Origin of the sequence: Aquabacterium sp. (assembly GCF_041909175.1) — a bacterium.
GTDB lineage: Bacteria > Pseudomonadota > Gammaproteobacteria > Burkholderiales > Burkholderiaceae_C > Aquabacterium.
Map to the genome: position 1 here is coordinate 25447 of NZ_JAYRDZ010000002.1, position 14527 is coordinate 39973.

Here is a 14527-nt window from a genome sequence, read left to right on the forward strand (position 1 = left end):
CTGCCGCTCAGCGGTAGCCTTCTTCGGCCAGCACCTGGCGCACCACCGGCCTGGCCTTCATGCGCTCGTAATGGGCCTGGCAAGGAGCGGGCATGGGCAGACCGATCTTGTCAGCCCAGAACTCGACATAGAACAAGGCGGCATCGGCCACCGACAGACGCGGGCCGGCCACGAAACCATCGTCTGGCAAGCTGGCGGCGATCACCTCGAAAGCCCGGCCGACCATGTCACGCCCCTGCGCCTGGATGGCCGCAGACCAACGCTCACGCTCTGCGGCATCCAGCCCCTGGGGCAGATAGGTGTCCGTGGTGAAGATGCGGGTGAAGCCCTGACCATGCACCGTGCCAACGACGTAGTCCATCAAGGCCATCACCCGGGCAGCCAGGAGCGGCTCGTCTGGCAGCAGCCCCGCCTTGGGATAGGACCGTGCAAGCCAGAAGGCAATGGCCTGGAACTCGGTGAGCACCTGGCCATCGTTCAACTGCAGAGCGGGCATGCTGCCCTTCGGGTTGAGCGCCAGGTAAGCAGGCTGCCGGTGGTCACCCGCTGGCAGGTTCAAAATGGTGACCGAAAAGGGCAGCTCCAGCGTCTCCAGCAAGATGTGGATGCCCGTTGAACAAGAGCCCGGTGTCATGAAGAAGGTGAGTGCCATGAGCGGTGCCATGCAAGATGCATGACAGCCCTGCACAGCCCTTGCTTAGTGGGAACAGGCTTCGGCCCCACCAGGGGGCCTGTGTATGTTTTGTCTCCTTTGTCAGGACCATGATGGATGCTGTGCGACTGCTGACCACTGACGACCTGCGCCGCTGGCGCACATGCCCCCGGCATTTCTGGCTTCACCGGCGCCAGCTTGACGAAGGGATGGTGTCAGAAGAGCCAAGCCCGGACGCCCAGGTCGTTGCCGGGCCGGCTGTCCTGGAAGCGCTGAAGGCCAGCTACCCCGGTGCAGCCGTGCTGCCGGAGCCCACCACCCCACAGGAATGGGCTGAGGCCACCCAGCACACTGCCGCCCTGCTCAACGAGGGGTTGTGGAACCTGCCTGGGCAGGCCGTGCTGGGCGCCTGCCTGGCCAGCGATGATGGCGCGCTGGTCCGCGTGGACGTGCTCGCGGCCGGGGCCCTGGGCGTGCGCCTGTTCAAGGTGAAGCTCGCCACGGTCGGCGATGAGGCCGATGTCGACGAAGTGGCCTTGTGGGCCCATGTGGCCGCACGCTGCGGCCTGCGCGTGCAAAGCGTGGGCATGCTGCTGGTGGACACGGCTTTCGTGTACCCCGGACTAGGCTGCTATGCGGGGCTGTTCCGGGAGGTCGACCTGGCACCCGTGCTGGGCTCGCGCGATGTGGCCGGCTGGCTGATCGGCATGCGGGCCTGCGAGCGCGGCGAAGAGCCGGCCAGCGACCCCGGTGCCCACTGCACGAAGACCGACAGCTGTGCCTATGTGGACCACTGCGGCAGCCTGCACACGGATCGTCTGCCACTGCGACCGGACAGCCTGGATGTGCTGGGGCGCGAACTGGCCACCGAGCTGCGGATCAAGGGCTATCAGACCATCCACCAGGTGCCACTCGATGCCCTGCCCGATGCACGGCGGCGGCGCGCCTGGCGGGCCATCCGCGAAGGCCGGGCCGAACTCGAGCCCGACGCCCGCACCGCGATGCAGGCCTTGCCTTATCCCCGTATCGCCCTGCGCATCCACACCATCGGCTTTGCGACGCCGATCTGGCCCGGCACCCGCCCGTATCACACGCTGCCCTACCTCTGGGCTGCCGACATCACCCCAGCTTCAGGACACGGCGTACAGCACCGTGCGTTCCTGGCAGACGAACGCGGTGATCCGCGGCGGGCCTTCGCCGAAAGCCTGCTGGATGCCATGGGGCAGGATGGCGTCATCTTCGCCTACAACGCAGGATTCGAGCGCAACCGGATTCAGGAGTTGGCCTTCCATTTCGAAGACCTGGCCACCGAGCTGAAAGCCCTCCTGCCACGCCTGGTCGACCTCTTCCTGCTGGCGCGTCAGCACTACTATCACCCCGCCATGTGCGGGTCGTGGTCGTTCAAATCCGTGTTTGGGGCTTTGGCTCCTGAACTCAAGCTGGACCACTTCGAGTGCCCCGGCGTGGCGGATGCCCAATCGGCGTTTGCGGAGTCCTTGCAGAAGCAGACCACCGATCAGCGGCGGCAGGTCTTGCGGCAGGCCCTGCTGCACCATGCACAGGATGAAACCGAAGCCCTTCGGCGCATGGTCACCCTGTTCGAGCAGGCTGGCCCGGCATCTCCCGACGCCTGAACCAGCCTGGCGACCCTGGATGGGTCAGTTGGCGTCAACCGAGCTGTTCAAGGCGTCGGACATCACGGTCCACAGGTTGTCCGACACGCCGATCACCTGTTTCTGATCCGACGGGTTGAGACCCTTGCTCATGCGGCTGTTGATGGCCGATTTCAGCAGGGTCAGCTGGTTTTGGGCCAGGTCGAAGGAACTCGACTTGAAGTGCTTGCTCGCCGCACCGCGCATGTCATCCATGCTCTTTTGCACGTCGCTCCAATCGCCGGACAACATCTCAGCACAGTTGGGGTCGCAGAACTCGTAGTCATATGCCAGTTCCTGCACCACCGTCTTGCCTGTGCCGATCAGCGCCGTCTGCCTGGCGCTGCCGCCCACCTTCTGCTGGGCCTGACGGCTGATGTCGTCGGCCAGTTTCAGCAGCGCCAGTCGTTTTGCACGCAAAACGGCCAGGTCGACATTGCCGCTGCCAGCAGCAGCCGCCCAGTCAGCCAGATAGGCCGACACGGTGTCACTCATCTGCTGGTGCTGCTTCTGCAGGCCCAGCTTGGTCAAGCCTGACTGAGACGATTGCACCCCACGCATGAGGCCCTGGGTGCTGTCCTTCAGCTGACCACGCAGCTTCTTCGACAAGATCGGGTCACTGGCGGTGGCCAGCACCTCACGCTGCAAGCGCACAAAACGGTAGGTCTCGGCCTTGATGTCGTACATCGACGCGACAGCCTGTACTTCCGGGCTGGCCACTGCTGTGGAGGATACAAGGCCAGCCAACACACACAGCAAAACGGAATTCAACTTCTTCATGGCAAAACTACATGAATGAAACAAGTAGCCGCCATCCTAATGAAATCCGGTCACACACCAAGTGTTACGGACACATGTTATCAGATCTGATGCAGACAATTCACGTTTTCACCTAATCGCATACCCTTATACGCCGTATTTGCCACATCATGTGTCCCGGATGGCCGGCAGGTTCTGCAACAGGCGAACCAATTCTGACTGGCGGTCCGTGCGTGTCTTGATGAAGGCCGCACGCAGTTGCGTGCGGATGGTCGACATCTTGGCACCCGAGGTCTCCACATACTCCTCCAGCGTCTCGCCACATGCCAATGCCCGCGCCAGCCGCGCTTCGGCCGGCGTCAGGCGGAACAGGGTCATCAGGTGGCGCACACTGGCCAACCGCCGCTGGTCCAGCGGCGAAACGAGGCACAACAACCCGGCGTCGGGAAGCGATGTCGGGCAAACGGCCACGCTGAAGCGCATCACTGAAACCGGCTCGGTCAGCAACACATAACTGGCCTGACGGCTGGCCTTCGCCTTGTCAACCGCATCCTGCAGCATCGTCTGGCTGGCACCATCCACCGCGGTCAACTGCCCCAGCTTGAGGGCCAGCATCGTGGCATCGCGCAGCATCTTCTCGCCACGCGGGTTCGCCCACACCAGACGCCCCTGCAGGTCCAGCGACAACACCGCCATGGGCGTTGTGCCGACGGCATCCGAACAAGCCTGCCCCTTGAATTCAAGCGAGCGCATCCGTTCAGCGAGCATCAAAGCCCGGTTCATGTGCGGAATCAGGTACCTGAGAAAGGCTTGCTCGCGTTCCTGAAACAACCCACGCTCCGGCCCCCGATGCAGGCCCAGCACGTAGTCCCCCGCCTCAGAACTGCGCAGCATCGCACCCATGGCATAGCGCAAACCGTCGGGCAGCAAAAAGTCCTGGTAGAACTCGTTGCGATCGACAAAGCGCTCATCGAACAGATTCTGGTCAGCGCAGACCATGCCCACAGGCGTGCCTCGCACATGCGCCGCGCGGGGGTCGATGGCACCGTAATACGCCTCATAGCGCTGTGCCGCCGCCGCATTGGCGCGCTCCCCACCGACAGCGCACACCTTCACCTGATCACGCACGTGCAGCAATGACCAGCCGTCCAGGCCAATCTCCTGGTGGATGCACTCCAGCACACCGGACCACGCCTGAGGCGCCAGCACCGTGGTGTAGATGGCCTCGATGAGGCCCGTCAGACTCTGCTCTTTCACGCCCTGCCCCTGCACTGGTCATGCAGAGCGGCACCCGCAACCTACCCGGTCTGCATGGACAGCACTTGCGGCTGCTCGTCTCCCACGCGCACCGTGACGGTCTGAAGCGCCCCTCCCTGTTGGTATTCGTAATCGTGGCGCATCTCAACTTCGCCATACACCAGCTTTTCCACACAGGTCATGCGCCCTGACCTGTCATACGTCGCACGGAAACAGGTGTTTCGGTTTTGCACCGCTGCGGCATCCAGCTCCTCGACCAGACACAGCGGCAACTTCACCCCGCGGTAGGTCAGAAAGTAGCGAACCTGTGCAACCGGTTCATGACACTCGGACATGGTGGATGTCGACCCTTTGTTGATTCAGGCAGACATAGCAATTTCCGATCCTGGCGTACGCGTTATAGCACGCAGGTCAGGCATGGCATGGCTCGTGCACAGTCATCACCATGAAAGCGGGCCACCGGACAAACGCCACATCGATGTCGCAAAGCCGACAGGGGGGGCCTTGCCTGCTGGAAGCGGGGCCGTGCGATGCGTGACCTGCTGGTTCAACATGCCCAGGAGGCCGCCCATCAGGCACACCCTCGCCTGGATGATCAGAGCTTGGCCACCATGTGCGTGGCCGTGCAGATGGGCGTGCTGGAGCGGCTGACACCTGATGAAGCCTGGTCCACCCTGGCCTCAGGGCTGATGGCCCCCTACCCGGCCCACTTTCTGGAAGCCCTGCGCGCCTGCGGCGGGCTCAAGCGCTTTCTGCCCGAGGTCGATGCGCTGTTCGGTGTACCGCAACTGTGCGACGGCCCGGAAACCATCGACGTAGGCCTGCACCAGTTGCGGGTTGTCAATGAAACCGCACGGGCTGAAGCGCCGCTTGATGTGCGCTTCGCCGCCTTGATGCACAAGATCGGCATGGGCGGCACCCTGCGAGACATCTGGCCCAGCCACTACAAGCATGAGCAACGTGCCCAGACGCTGCTTGACGGGTTGACCCTGCGCATGCACATCCCTGCAGAAGCCCTGGACCTGGCGCGCCTGGTGGCCGATGAATGCGACCGCGTTCACCGTGCCAGCGACATGCGTGCCGGCGCCATCACCAGCATGCTGGAACGGCTGGATGCACCTGCGCGACCAGCGCGCTTCGAACGGTTGCTGCAGGTCTGCACCTGCGACTACGCCGCCTACCCTGGCCACACGCCAGCGGACTACCCCAAAGCCCCCCGTTTGCGCCGGGCCCTGGCCGCCTACCGCGCCACCGATGTCAACGGCCTCGACGAGGACGCCGCGCTCACGGCGCGCGCCCAGGCGGTAGCCCGCGCCCTGCGTAGCCAGGAACGCCTCAGCTCATAAGGTATCGACCATGCCGAACCTCCTCAGCCACCAATCCTCCAGCTACCTGCGCATGCACGCCGACCAGCCAGTGGACTGGTATCCCTGGGGACATGAAGCCCTGGACCGCGCCCGGCGCGAGGACAAGCCCATCTTGCTGTCCATCGGCTACGCGGCCTGCCACTGGTGCCACGTCATGGCCCGCGAATCATTCTCCGACCCGAGCACAGCCGCGCTGATGAACGAGGGCTTCATCAACATCAAGGTCGACCGGGAAGAGCACCCGGAAATCGACCAGCTCTATCAGAACGCTCACCAGATCCTGCGTCGCTCGGGGGGCGGCTGGCCATTGACCATCTTCCTGTCCCCGCAAGGCATCCCTTTTTACAGCGGCACCTACTTTCCGCATGCGGCCCAGGCCGGGCAAGCGGCCTTCAAGGACATCCTGGGTTCGGTCAGCACCATCTGGCACGACAAGCGCCAGGCGCTCGCCCGCCAGGACCAGGCCGTGCTGGCAGCCCTGAGCGCACGCCAGCCACAACCCCATCCCGGCATCATGCTGGACAGCCAGGTTCAGGCGCAGGCGGTACAGCAACTCGCACTGGCCTTCGACACCCGGCATGGCGGCTTCGGCAATGCCCCCAAGTTCCCTCACCCCACCGACCTGGCTTTTCTGCTGGAAAGAGGCCGCACAGCCAACGACGCACAGGCCCGCCACATGGCCCTGTCGACCTTGCGCAAGATGGCCGAAGGCGGTCTGTACGACCAGGTGGGTGGCGGCTTCTTTCGCTACAGCGTGGACGCGGCCTGGCGCATCCCGCACTTCGAGAAAATGCTGTGCGACAACGCCTTGCTCATCGAGGTCTATGCCGAGGCCTGGCACCAGACCCACGAGGCCGTGTTCCTGCAGGTGGTGGAGCAGACGGTCGACTGGGCTCTGCGCGACATGCAGGCCACATCAGGCGCCTTCCGTGCCTCCTTGCCCGCTGACGATGCGCAAGGCATCGAAGGCGGGCTCTACACCTGGAAGGCCGACACGATCCGCGAACTGCTCAGCCCACAGGAATGGGACGTCTGCTCCGCACACTGGGGCCTGATCGACCCACCCAATATGGAAGGCCAGTTCTGGCACCTGCGGGTGGCCCGCCCCATGACCGAACTGGGGCGGTTCCTCGAACGCCCGCCCGCGGTGCTGGCGGAATACCTCGTCACCGCCCGCCCGAAGCTGCTGGCCGAACGTGCCAAGCGCCCCCTCCCGACGGTGGACGAACAGCACCTCACGAGCTGGAACGCCCTGATGATCCGCGCCCTGACCCGGGCCGCGCAACGCTGCGACCGCCCACAATGGCTGCAAGCCGCGCGTGCAGCCACCACCTTCATTGGCACGCAACGCGTGGGTGCCGATGGGCGACTGCTGTGCCTGCCTGGACAAGACGCCTTCCTCGACGACCACGCCTTCCTGATGGAAGCCCTGCTCACCCTCCATGCGGCGGTGCAGGAACCCGAACTGCTGACCTGGGCAAGCCAGCTGGCCGATGCCCTGCTCGCCCACTTCGAGGACCGACATCAAGGCGGCTTCTACTTCACCCGCCACGACGCGCCGCCCCTGTTCTTCCGAATGAAAACCGGCAATGACACGGCCACGCCCTCAGGCAACGCCAGCGCCGTGATCGGCCTGCAGCGTCTGGCCACCGTGCTGGGCGAGCCGCGCTATGCCGAGGCCGCACGCCGCTGCCTCACCGTGTTTGCAGCCCAGGTGGCCGATGATCCAGCCAGCCATCCGTGCATGCTGGAGGCCGCCGCGCTGAGCCAGCCTGAGGTCGTGCTTCCGGCCTGATCAGGCCGCGCGGCGACGTGTGGCCGCGCGCAGCAGTTGCAGACACGGCAGGCTGGCCGCCATGTCCAGCGCGGTGAAATCATCCTGCGTCTGGTTGTGCGGGTCGGCCCCCAAGGCCAGCAAGGCCTGCACGATTTCCGGTTTGCTGCTCGACGCCGCATACATCAGGCTGGTTGCCCCAGTCAGGTTCTGATGGTCCAGTGGCACACCGGCATCCGCCAGCATCTGCACCAACGCCGGCTGGTTGGACACGCAAGCCAGCCACAAGGCATTGTTGCCATCGTTGTTCACTGCCGTGCGGCTCACGCCGAGCTGCAGCAGGGAAGCCACCAGATCGCCCCTTCCCTGCCAGGCCGCCTGCATCAGGGGCGTATTGCCATGCCCGCCAGCCGTGTGGGCATCGACGAATCCCTGCGCATCCAGCCACGCGAGCAACTCGGCATCCGGTTCGGTCGATACACGGTCACCCAGAGGCTCGGCCACCGAGCGCGCCACCTGCTGCGACCAGGCCTCCCAGCCCCCAATCAGGTCCTGCACAGAGTGGAAACCGAAGTCGGCAAACATCTCGGCGTAAGTCTGACTGGCGTTCCCGTGATAGCAGTAAATGAACACGGGGCGGCTCTTGGGCTCCACCATCAGCATGCGCTCATGGTTGCGACCGTCCAGACGCACACTGCCGGCCAGATGCCCTTGATCATGGTGCGCCGCCTGCCTTGCATCGAGCAACAAGGCATCGGGGTGTTCGGCCAGCCAGGCCTGAGCCTCTTGGGCAGACAGTCGTCGGAATGCGGTCGCTGAGGTCATGGCGTTCTCCAGGCAGGCAGTTCAGCTGCGGTGTGCATAAGGGGGTTCGGTGGTGATGCGCTCGTCCGTCACCGGCACCCCTACCGTGAAGTGGTAGATCGCCTGCCAGTCCGGGCCACGCATCCCCAACAGCTCATGCACAGCGTCATCAAAATAGCAACCGATGCCGGTTCCGCGGAAGCCCTCGGCCTCGGCCTGCAGATAGAGCACCTGCCCCAGCAGCCCCGCCTCCTGCAGCACCGACCGATAGGCCCACGGGGCCGGCTCGTCATCGATGCCCGTTGCCAGCATGCTCACCGCCACGCACGCATCGCTGGCAATGGCCTGGTGACAACTCAAGGTCCGCATGGTGCCAGCGAGCGCGGAGTTGTCAGCCAGCCGCCACACCGGCAAGTCACCCGGTAGCCCCGACACTGGCTCCCATGCCAGATTGGCACCCAGCTGCGACTGCAGCGCCGGCAAGGCTGCGGCATCGCGCACCAGCAGATAGGCCCCTGCTGGCAGCCCATCCACCCGGTGTGCAAACACCACCGGATGCACCCTTGCAGGCTCGCGCCAGACATCCCAGGGGATGCCGGATTCCGGCAGCAAGGCCGCCATCAAGCGACACCAGACAGCCAAAGGCATGGTGGCCGACCGGTCGAAACGCTGGGCACTGCGGCGACCCTTGATCAGCGCACTGAGGCGCGACTGTGCCAGGCGCGCCTGGCCCGCATCCCGACATGACTGGGCGGGGTGCCACGGCAGCACCGGGCTGTCCGGCTCAGCGGGGCGTATCGTGGCACGGCTCACCTCGTCGATCACCGGCCAGCGGTACATGGGGTGCCGATCCAGGCGATTGGCCTCGCCTTGCCACGCACCCGCCAGGTCATCCGGCCAGGTGCCCTCGGCAGGCAACGCTGGCCCCACCTGGCACAGACAGACCGGCAGCTCGCGCTCAGCCTGACCAAAGTCGCCATCGCGATCCAGCCCCAGCAGATGCGCAAGCGCAGCATCTCCCTGCCCTGACACTGGGCACACCTGCCACCCCAACGCAGCTGCCGCATACCGCAGCGCACCGAGTGCATGCCCGGCATCCAGCTCGCAATACCGAAAGGCACGCTCACCATATTTCCAGGCCTCGCGCCACTGGATCAGGCTGAAAGCCAGCCACAGACGAGGTGTGGCAGGACGATCCGAGACCGGCCAGACATGGCGATGCGCCAGGGCGTGGTCCAGCGGGTCGTAGTGGTGCACGCCATCCGCCAGCCCGGACAGCCCCTGCGCCACCACATAAGCTTCGATCGGGTGCAAATTGCCACTCGACGGGTTGGCCCGCAAGGCCCACCGGTCAGGCCCAAACTGCTTCCAGGCGGTCAGCCCCAGACTGAGCTCGAGCAAGGCGGACACACCGGCCGCGTCCAGTGTGCGCGGCTCGACCTGCCCACCAGGGGCCAGATCCGCCCAGGTGGTCAACAGCCCATCGGCACACAGCGGCAAACGACAAAGGGACGCACCAGCCCACACCCGAAAGGGGTTGGGCTGCGCGTCCCAGTCCAGCGTCTCGGGCCCTGCGGCGTAGCGTTGCAACTGGTGCTTGCTGCGCTGGTGGTAAGCCGCCACCACGGAAGATGCAGCCATGGCCGCTACCCGCAGATTGCAATCCGACCCGATCAGACCGGACGGTTTTCGTACAGATTGCGCACGGGGCCCATCAGCTTCAAGCCTTCCTCGTAGGTGATTTTCGGGAAGGTTTCGGTGAAGAAGACGGCCTTGTCAGCAATGGCATCGACCTTACCTGCCGTGTCCAGACGCTTCAGCTCCGTCTTTTCCAGGTACAGCAGTTCCAGCACTTCGTTGTACACAGTGGCTTCATCGATCGGCAGGATGTAGAAGGTGGCACCACCGAAATCGACCTGATAGCGCTTGGACAGGTCGATGTTGTCGCAGAACATGAAGTACTTGCCCTTGGGCGACAGGGACTCGCCCACGACCTCGGCCAGCATTTTCAGGTATTCGAAGCTCAACAGGAAACCAGCCATGAAGGCGATGTAGTCCTGGCCCTCTTCAGCCACGGCAATGATCTGATCGGTGCTGATTTCAGGGGGACGGGCTTCGTCAGCGAGCTTGGCTTGGAACTTCAACGCGATGTCGCCACGGAAGCCGACGCGACCCGGCTTGTGGGTGGGGCCCTTGAGCACGCTGTTGACCAGGCGGCCCTCAGATTCCAGGCGGGCCAGGGCGGTGTTCATGATCGAGGCGGTGGACGTCATGGTGCGGCTTTCTTCGAACAGGTCAGGATGAAAGCGGTTCCCGACAAGGAACCGGGTGACATGGCGCACACTCCGCAGCTCCCTGGACCAACCCCCGTCGACCCGAACCACTGGCAGCGCCACAGCATCCACACTGCAACCGCCATACCAGCCCGGCACAAACACCGCAAACCCTTGATTTCAAATAGAAATCTGCCGCATCAGCATTTCAGCATGCCACCGACAAGCCCCTGCCAAACCCGCCAAGCCGATGTCGGATTCCGTACAAACCTCACGCCGAGTAGGGGTAATGGCTCGACCAACAGACCGACGCACAAAGAAAAACGCCTTGTACGTCCTTTCGGATGCACAAGGCGTTTCGCATTGATGGCGGAGTGGACGGGACTCGAACCCGCGACCCCCGGCGTGACAGGCCGGTATTCTAACCAACTGAACTACCACTCCGCAGTGGCTGACGTCTTTGGCTGCATGCGCAACCCAAGCGCCGTCAAAACTTGGCGTCCCCTAGGGGATTCGAACCCCTGTAGTCACCGTGAAAGGGTGGTGTCCTAGGCCTCTAGACGAAGGGGACTCCGTCAAAACGAATTGTATGCTGCCTGACCTGCCCCACTACCGGTCTGTCGCCACCATCACGACAGGTTGCCCTGTCGGCATCTTTGGTGGAGGTAAGCGGGATCGAACCGCTGACCTCTTGCATGCCATGCAAGCGCTCTCCCAGCTGAGCTATACCCCCTCATGCTTTCGCACTCAGGGCGCCAGACTGGCACCGAGACTGATCATTCAACCAGCACCGCTGTGTCACCAGCAATGCTCAGAATACTTGGCGGAGTGGACGGGACTCGAACCCGCGACCCCCGGCGTGACAGGCCGGTATTCTAACCAACTGAACTACCACTCCGCAGTGGTAACGACTTTGCTGACATCGCTGCCAGCCAAGTGCCGTCAAACTTGGCGTCCCCTAGGGGATTCGAACCCCTGTAGTCACCGTGAAAGGGTGGTGTCCTAGGCCTCTAGACGAAGGGGACTGAATCCTTCTTCCTGATCGACGCACTGCTCGGCAACTTGCAACCGGTACCACCTGCCCACACAAGGTTGACTGGTGGAGGTAAGCGGGATCGAACCGCTGACCTCTTGCATGCCATGCAAGCGCTCTCCCAGCTGAGCTATACCCCCATGAGGACCGCTTTTCAGCGACTCTGGTGCTTAGCCCGGCTGCTTCGTTGTTCAAACAAAGCGTCGTTCAAGCGAGAATGAGAGTATATGTCGATTTTTGCTTTTTTGGCAAGAGGCTGTCGAAATTGTTCAAGCCTTGGCCAACCGTTGCAAAACCACATCACGCTCAAACAAGGCCAGCACGGCATCCACCGACGGTGTCTGCGCGCGGCCACACACCAGCAGACGCACGGGGATCGCCACCTGCGGCATCTTCAGGCCGAACTCACCCAGCGTGTCCTTCAGAGCCTGGTTGATGCTCGCAGCATCCCAGCTCACGTCAGACAGGCGTTTGGCCAAGGCAGCGATGGCTGGTTTGACCGCATCGGTCAGCTTTTCGGCCAATTCCTGTGCCGGCGGCGTCACATCGCTTGCATACATCGACAGCCAGTCAGCCAGTTCCACCGTCGTGGCGCAGCGGTCCTTGAAGAGGTCGCACAGTGCTGCCAGGGTGTCGCCTTCCGACAGGCGGGCCGGCAAGGCCACCCCACGGCGGGCAAACTGACCGCGCACCAGCTCGGCCAGCTGGGTGCCGGCAGCCATCTTCATGTGTTGTTGAGCCACCCAGCGCAGCTTGGCTTCGTCAAACTGCCCGGCGCTCTTGCCCAGGTGATCCAGGTCGAACCAGGCCACCAGCTGTTCACGGGTGAAGATCTCGTCATCACCGTGGCTCCAGCCCAGGCGGGCCAGGTAGTTCACGATGGCGTCCGCCAGATAGCCTTCGTCGCGGTACTGCGTGACGGCCTTGGCGCCATGGCGCTTGGACATCTTCTCGCCCTGCTCGTTGAGCACGGTGGGCAAGTGGGCATAGACCGGCGGTTCCTGACCCAGGGCGCGCAGGATGTTGATCTGACGCGGCGTGTTGTTGACATGGTCGTCGCCACGGATGACGTGGGTGATGCCCATGTCCATGTCGTCTACCACCACGCAGAAGTTGTAGGTCGGCGTGCCATCCGGGCGAGCGATCACGAGGTCATCCAGCTCATCGTTGCTGATCTCGATGCGGCCCTTGACCTTGTCTTCCCACACCACCGACCCACCTTGCGGGTTCTTGAAGCGCAACACGGGCTTGACGCCTTCTGGCACAGGCGGCAGGGTCTTGCCGGGCTCCGGACGCCAGGTACCGTCATAACGGGGCTTTTCCTTGTTGGCCATCTGGCGCTCACGCAGTGCATCCAGCTCTTCGGTCGACATGTAGCAGGGATAGACCAGGCCCTGTTCCTGCATCTGCTGCAGCACAGCCTTGTAGCGCTCCATACGCTGCATCTGGTAGAACGGACCTTCGTCGTGGTCCAGCCCCAGCCACTGCATGCTCTCGATGATCACATCGACCGCTTCCTGAGAGGAGCGCTCGACATCGGTGTCTTCGATGCGCAGCACGAATACGCCCTGATTGGCACGTGCGAAGGCCCAGGGGTACAGCGCCGAGCGGATGTTGCCCAGGTGGATGAAGCCGGTTGGCGACGGCGCAAAGCGCGTGCGGACGGGTTTGGCAGCTTGTGTCATACGTTCAGAGTATCCAGACCGCGGGCCAGATCGGCCGTCAGGTCGTCAATGTGTTCGAGGCCCACGGCCACGCGGATCATGCCCTGCGTGATACCGGCCGACAGGCGTTGCTCTTCCGACAGGCGACCATGCGAGGTGCTGGCCGGATGGGTGATGAGGGTCTTGGTGTCACCCAGATTGGAGGTGATCGAGCACAGGCGGGTGCTGTCGATCACGTGGAAAGCGCCCTGACGCAGACGCGGGGCTTCCTCGCCCTGCCCTGCTGCGGGCTTGACCGTGAAAGACACCACAGCACCACCGCAGCCATGCTGCTGGCGCATGGCCAGTTCGTGCTGCGGGTGGCTGGGCAGGCCCGGGTAATAGACACGGTCGACGCCCGGCTGTTGCTCCAGCCACTGCGCCAGCTTCATGGCATTGGCACTTTGTGCCGCCATGCGGATGGACAAGGTCTCCAGCCCCTTGAGCACGACCCAGGCATTGAAAGGCGACAGGCTCATGCCGGCACTGCGCACGGTGGACATGAAGGGCCCGTTGATGAAGGACTCGGGACCACACAGGGCACCGGCCAGCACACGGCCTTGACCATCCAGATACTTGGTGCCCGAATGGATGACGAAGTCGGCGCCCAGCTTGGCCGGCTGCTGCAAGGCAGGCGTGCAGAAGCAGTTGTCGACAGCCAAGTGCGCACCCGCCCCATGAGCGATATCGGCCAGCGCAGCGATGTCGCACACCTCGGTCAGCGGGTTGCTGGGTGTTTCGGCAAACAGCAGCTTGGTATTGGGCTTGAGCGCGGCACGCCATTCAGCCAGATCGGTCTGCGACACGAAGGTCGACTCGACACCGAACTTGCCGAACTCGCGCTGCAGCAAGGCGATGGTGGAGCCGAACACGCTGCGCGAGCACACCACATGGTCACCCGCCTTCAGCAGGCCCATGATCAGCAGCAGGATGGCTGCCATGCCACTGGAAGTCGCCATGGCGGCGTCCGTGCCCTCAAGGGCCGCCAGGCGACGCTCGAACATCATCGTCGTCGGGTTCGTGAACCGCGAATAGACGAAGGCTTCTTCTTCGTTGGCGAAGCGCGCCGCCGCCGTGGCCGCATCCGGGTGATTGAAGCTGCTCGTCAGGAACAGGGCTTCCGAGTTCTCCCCCCATTGGGTCGGGGGCAGACCTTCGCGCACAGCCAGCGTCTCGATGTGCACATCGGGCGGCAGGTCCTTGCGCGGCAGTTTCTTCTTCGAATCAGATGAGGCCATGGGCCCTCCAGTGTC

General features: G+C 63.7%; 12 protein-coding genes and 6 tRNA genes. 3 read left to right on the forward strand and 15 right to left on the reverse strand.

Features of this window, described 5'->3' with window-relative positions; translation table 11 throughout:
* Positions 1–7: 7 nt before the first annotated feature.
* Positions 8–664: a glutathione S-transferase family protein gene (locus tag ACE3PH_RS02720; RefSeq protein WP_374316292.1), complete on the reverse strand. Its 657-nt coding sequence runs from the start codon at positions 662–664 to the stop codon at positions 8–10.
* A 98-nt stretch (positions 665–762) separates the two neighbouring features.
* Here ACE3PH_RS02720 and ACE3PH_RS02725 point away from each other — a divergent pair, with 98 nt between their 5' ends.
* Positions 763–2286, forward strand: coding sequence for a DUF2779 domain-containing protein (locus tag ACE3PH_RS02725; RefSeq protein WP_374316294.1), 1524 nt, complete (start codon positions 763–765; stop codon positions 2284–2286).
* Positions 2287–2310: 24 nt separating this feature from the next.
* Here ACE3PH_RS02725 and ACE3PH_RS02730 read toward each other — a convergent pair whose 3' ends face one another.
* The 3 genes from ACE3PH_RS02730 to ACE3PH_RS02740 form a co-directional block, all read right to left on the reverse strand.
* Positions 2311–3084 carry a hypothetical protein gene (locus tag ACE3PH_RS02730; protein WP_374316296.1) on the reverse strand — a complete coding sequence of 258 codons (774 nt, stop codon included), beginning with the start codon at positions 3082–3084 and terminating at the stop codon, positions 2311–2313.
* Between the two features lie 147 nt (positions 3085–3231).
* On the reverse strand, positions 3232–4320 hold the full coding sequence (locus ACE3PH_RS02735; RefSeq protein WP_374316298.1) for a PAS domain-containing protein: 1089 nt from the start codon (positions 4318–4320) through the stop codon (positions 3232–3234).
* A 41-nt stretch (positions 4321–4361) separates the two neighbouring features.
* Complete coding sequence (locus ACE3PH_RS02740) at positions 4362–4655, reverse strand: DUF6156 family protein (protein WP_374316300.1); 294 nt, start codon at positions 4653–4655, stop codon at positions 4362–4364.
* Between the two features lie 195 nt (positions 4656–4850).
* Here ACE3PH_RS02740 and ACE3PH_RS02745 point away from each other — a divergent pair, with 195 nt between their 5' ends.
* Both ACE3PH_RS02745 and ACE3PH_RS02750 read left to right on the forward strand, forming a co-directional pair.
* Positions 4851–5666 carry a hypothetical protein gene (locus tag ACE3PH_RS02745; RefSeq protein ID WP_374316302.1) on the forward strand — a complete coding sequence of 272 codons (816 nt, stop codon included), beginning with the start codon at positions 4851–4853 and terminating at the stop codon, positions 5664–5666.
* 10 nt (positions 5667–5676) lie between these two features.
* A complete protein-coding gene (locus tag ACE3PH_RS02750) occupies positions 5677–7482 on the forward strand; it encodes a thioredoxin domain-containing protein (protein WP_374316304.1) in 1806 nt (601 codons plus the stop codon).
* Here the strand turns inward: ACE3PH_RS02750 and ACE3PH_RS02755 are convergent, their stop codons facing one another.
* The 11 genes from ACE3PH_RS02755 to ACE3PH_RS02805 all read right to left on the reverse strand — a co-directional run bounded on the left by ACE3PH_RS02755 (position 7483) and on the right by ACE3PH_RS02805 (position 14512).
* A complete protein-coding gene (locus tag ACE3PH_RS02755; protein ID WP_374316306.1) occupies positions 7483–8286 on the reverse strand; it encodes an ankyrin repeat domain-containing protein in 804 nt (267 codons plus the stop codon).
* A gap of 21 nt (positions 8287–8307) precedes the next feature.
* Positions 8308–9906, reverse strand: coding sequence for a SagB family peptide dehydrogenase (locus tag ACE3PH_RS02760; RefSeq protein ID WP_374316308.1), 1599 nt, complete (start codon positions 9904–9906; stop codon positions 8308–8310).
* A 32-nt stretch (positions 9907–9938) separates the two neighbouring features.
* Positions 9939–10538, reverse strand: a complete 600-nt coding sequence (locus ACE3PH_RS02765; protein ID WP_374316310.1) for a hypothetical protein — start codon at positions 10536–10538, stop codon at positions 9939–9941.
* Between the two features lie 367 nt (positions 10539–10905).
* Positions 10906–10982 (reverse strand) — tRNA-Asp (locus ACE3PH_RS02770).
* A 51-nt stretch (positions 10983–11033) separates the two neighbouring features.
* Positions 11034–11109, reverse strand: a tRNA-Glu gene (locus ACE3PH_RS02775).
* A gap of 86 nt (positions 11110–11195) precedes the next feature.
* Positions 11196–11271: transfer RNA gene (locus ACE3PH_RS02780), tRNA-Ala, on the reverse strand.
* Between the two features lie 88 nt (positions 11272–11359).
* Positions 11360–11436, reverse strand: a tRNA-Asp gene (locus tag ACE3PH_RS02785).
* Between the two features lie 51 nt (positions 11437–11487).
* Positions 11488–11563 (reverse strand) — tRNA-Glu (locus tag ACE3PH_RS02790).
* A gap of 72 nt (positions 11564–11635) precedes the next feature.
* A tRNA-Ala gene (locus tag ACE3PH_RS02795) sits at positions 11636–11711 on the reverse strand.
* Positions 11712–11840: 129 nt separating this feature from the next.
* Positions 11841–13256, reverse strand: coding sequence for a glutamate--tRNA ligase (gltX, locus tag ACE3PH_RS02800; protein WP_374316312.1), 1416 nt, complete (start codon positions 13254–13256; stop codon positions 11841–11843).
* The gene (locus ACE3PH_RS02805; RefSeq protein ID WP_374316314.1) at positions 13253–14512 is read right to left on the reverse strand and encodes an O-succinylhomoserine sulfhydrylase; all 1260 of its coding nucleotides are present in this window, start codon (positions 14510–14512) and stop codon (positions 13253–13255) included. The genes gltX and ACE3PH_RS02805 overlap by 4 nt, the downstream gene beginning before the upstream one ends.
* Positions 14513–14527 lie beyond the last annotated feature (15 nt).

Bases quoted from the DNA above. Each gene is read 5' to 3' on its own strand.
- ACE3PH_RS02760 (WP_374316308.1), bottom strand. From the start codon at position 9,906: ATGGCTGCATCTTCCGTGGTGGCGGCTTACCACCAGCGCAGCAAGCAC.
- ACE3PH_RS02750 (WP_374316304.1), top strand. From the start codon at position 5,677: ATGCCGAACCTCCTCAGCCACCAATCCTCCAGCTACCTGCGCATGCAC.
- ACE3PH_RS02725 (WP_374316294.1), top strand. From the start codon at position 763: ATGATGGATGCTGTGCGACTGCTGACCACTGACGACCTGCGCCGCTGG.
- ACE3PH_RS02745 (WP_374316302.1), top strand. From the start codon at position 4,851: ATGCGTGACCTGCTGGTTCAACATGCCCAGGAGGCCGCCCATCAGGCA.
- ACE3PH_RS02765 (WP_374316310.1), bottom strand. From the start codon at position 10,538: ATGACGTCCACCGCCTCGATCATGAACACCGCCCTGGCCCGCCTGGAA.
- gltX (WP_374316312.1), bottom strand. From the start codon at position 13,256: ATGACACAAGCTGCCAAACCCGTCCGCACGCGCTTTGCGCCGTCGCCA.
- ACE3PH_RS02720 (WP_374316292.1), bottom strand. From the start codon at position 664: ATGGCACCGCTCATGGCACTCACCTTCTTCATGACACCGGGCTCTTGT.
- ACE3PH_RS02805 (WP_374316314.1), bottom strand. From the start codon at position 14,512: ATGGCCTCATCTGATTCGAAGAAGAAACTGCCGCGCAAGGACCTGCCG.
- ACE3PH_RS02755 (WP_374316306.1), bottom strand. From the start codon at position 8,286: ATGACCTCAGCGACCGCATTCCGACGACTGTCTGCCCAAGAGGCTCAG.
- ACE3PH_RS02740 (WP_374316300.1), bottom strand. From the start codon at position 4,655: ATGTCCGAGTGTCATGAACCGGTTGCACAGGTTCGCTACTTTCTGACC.
- ACE3PH_RS02730 (WP_374316296.1), bottom strand. From the start codon at position 3,084: ATGAAGAAGTTGAATTCCGTTTTGCTGTGTGTGTTGGCTGGCCTTGTA.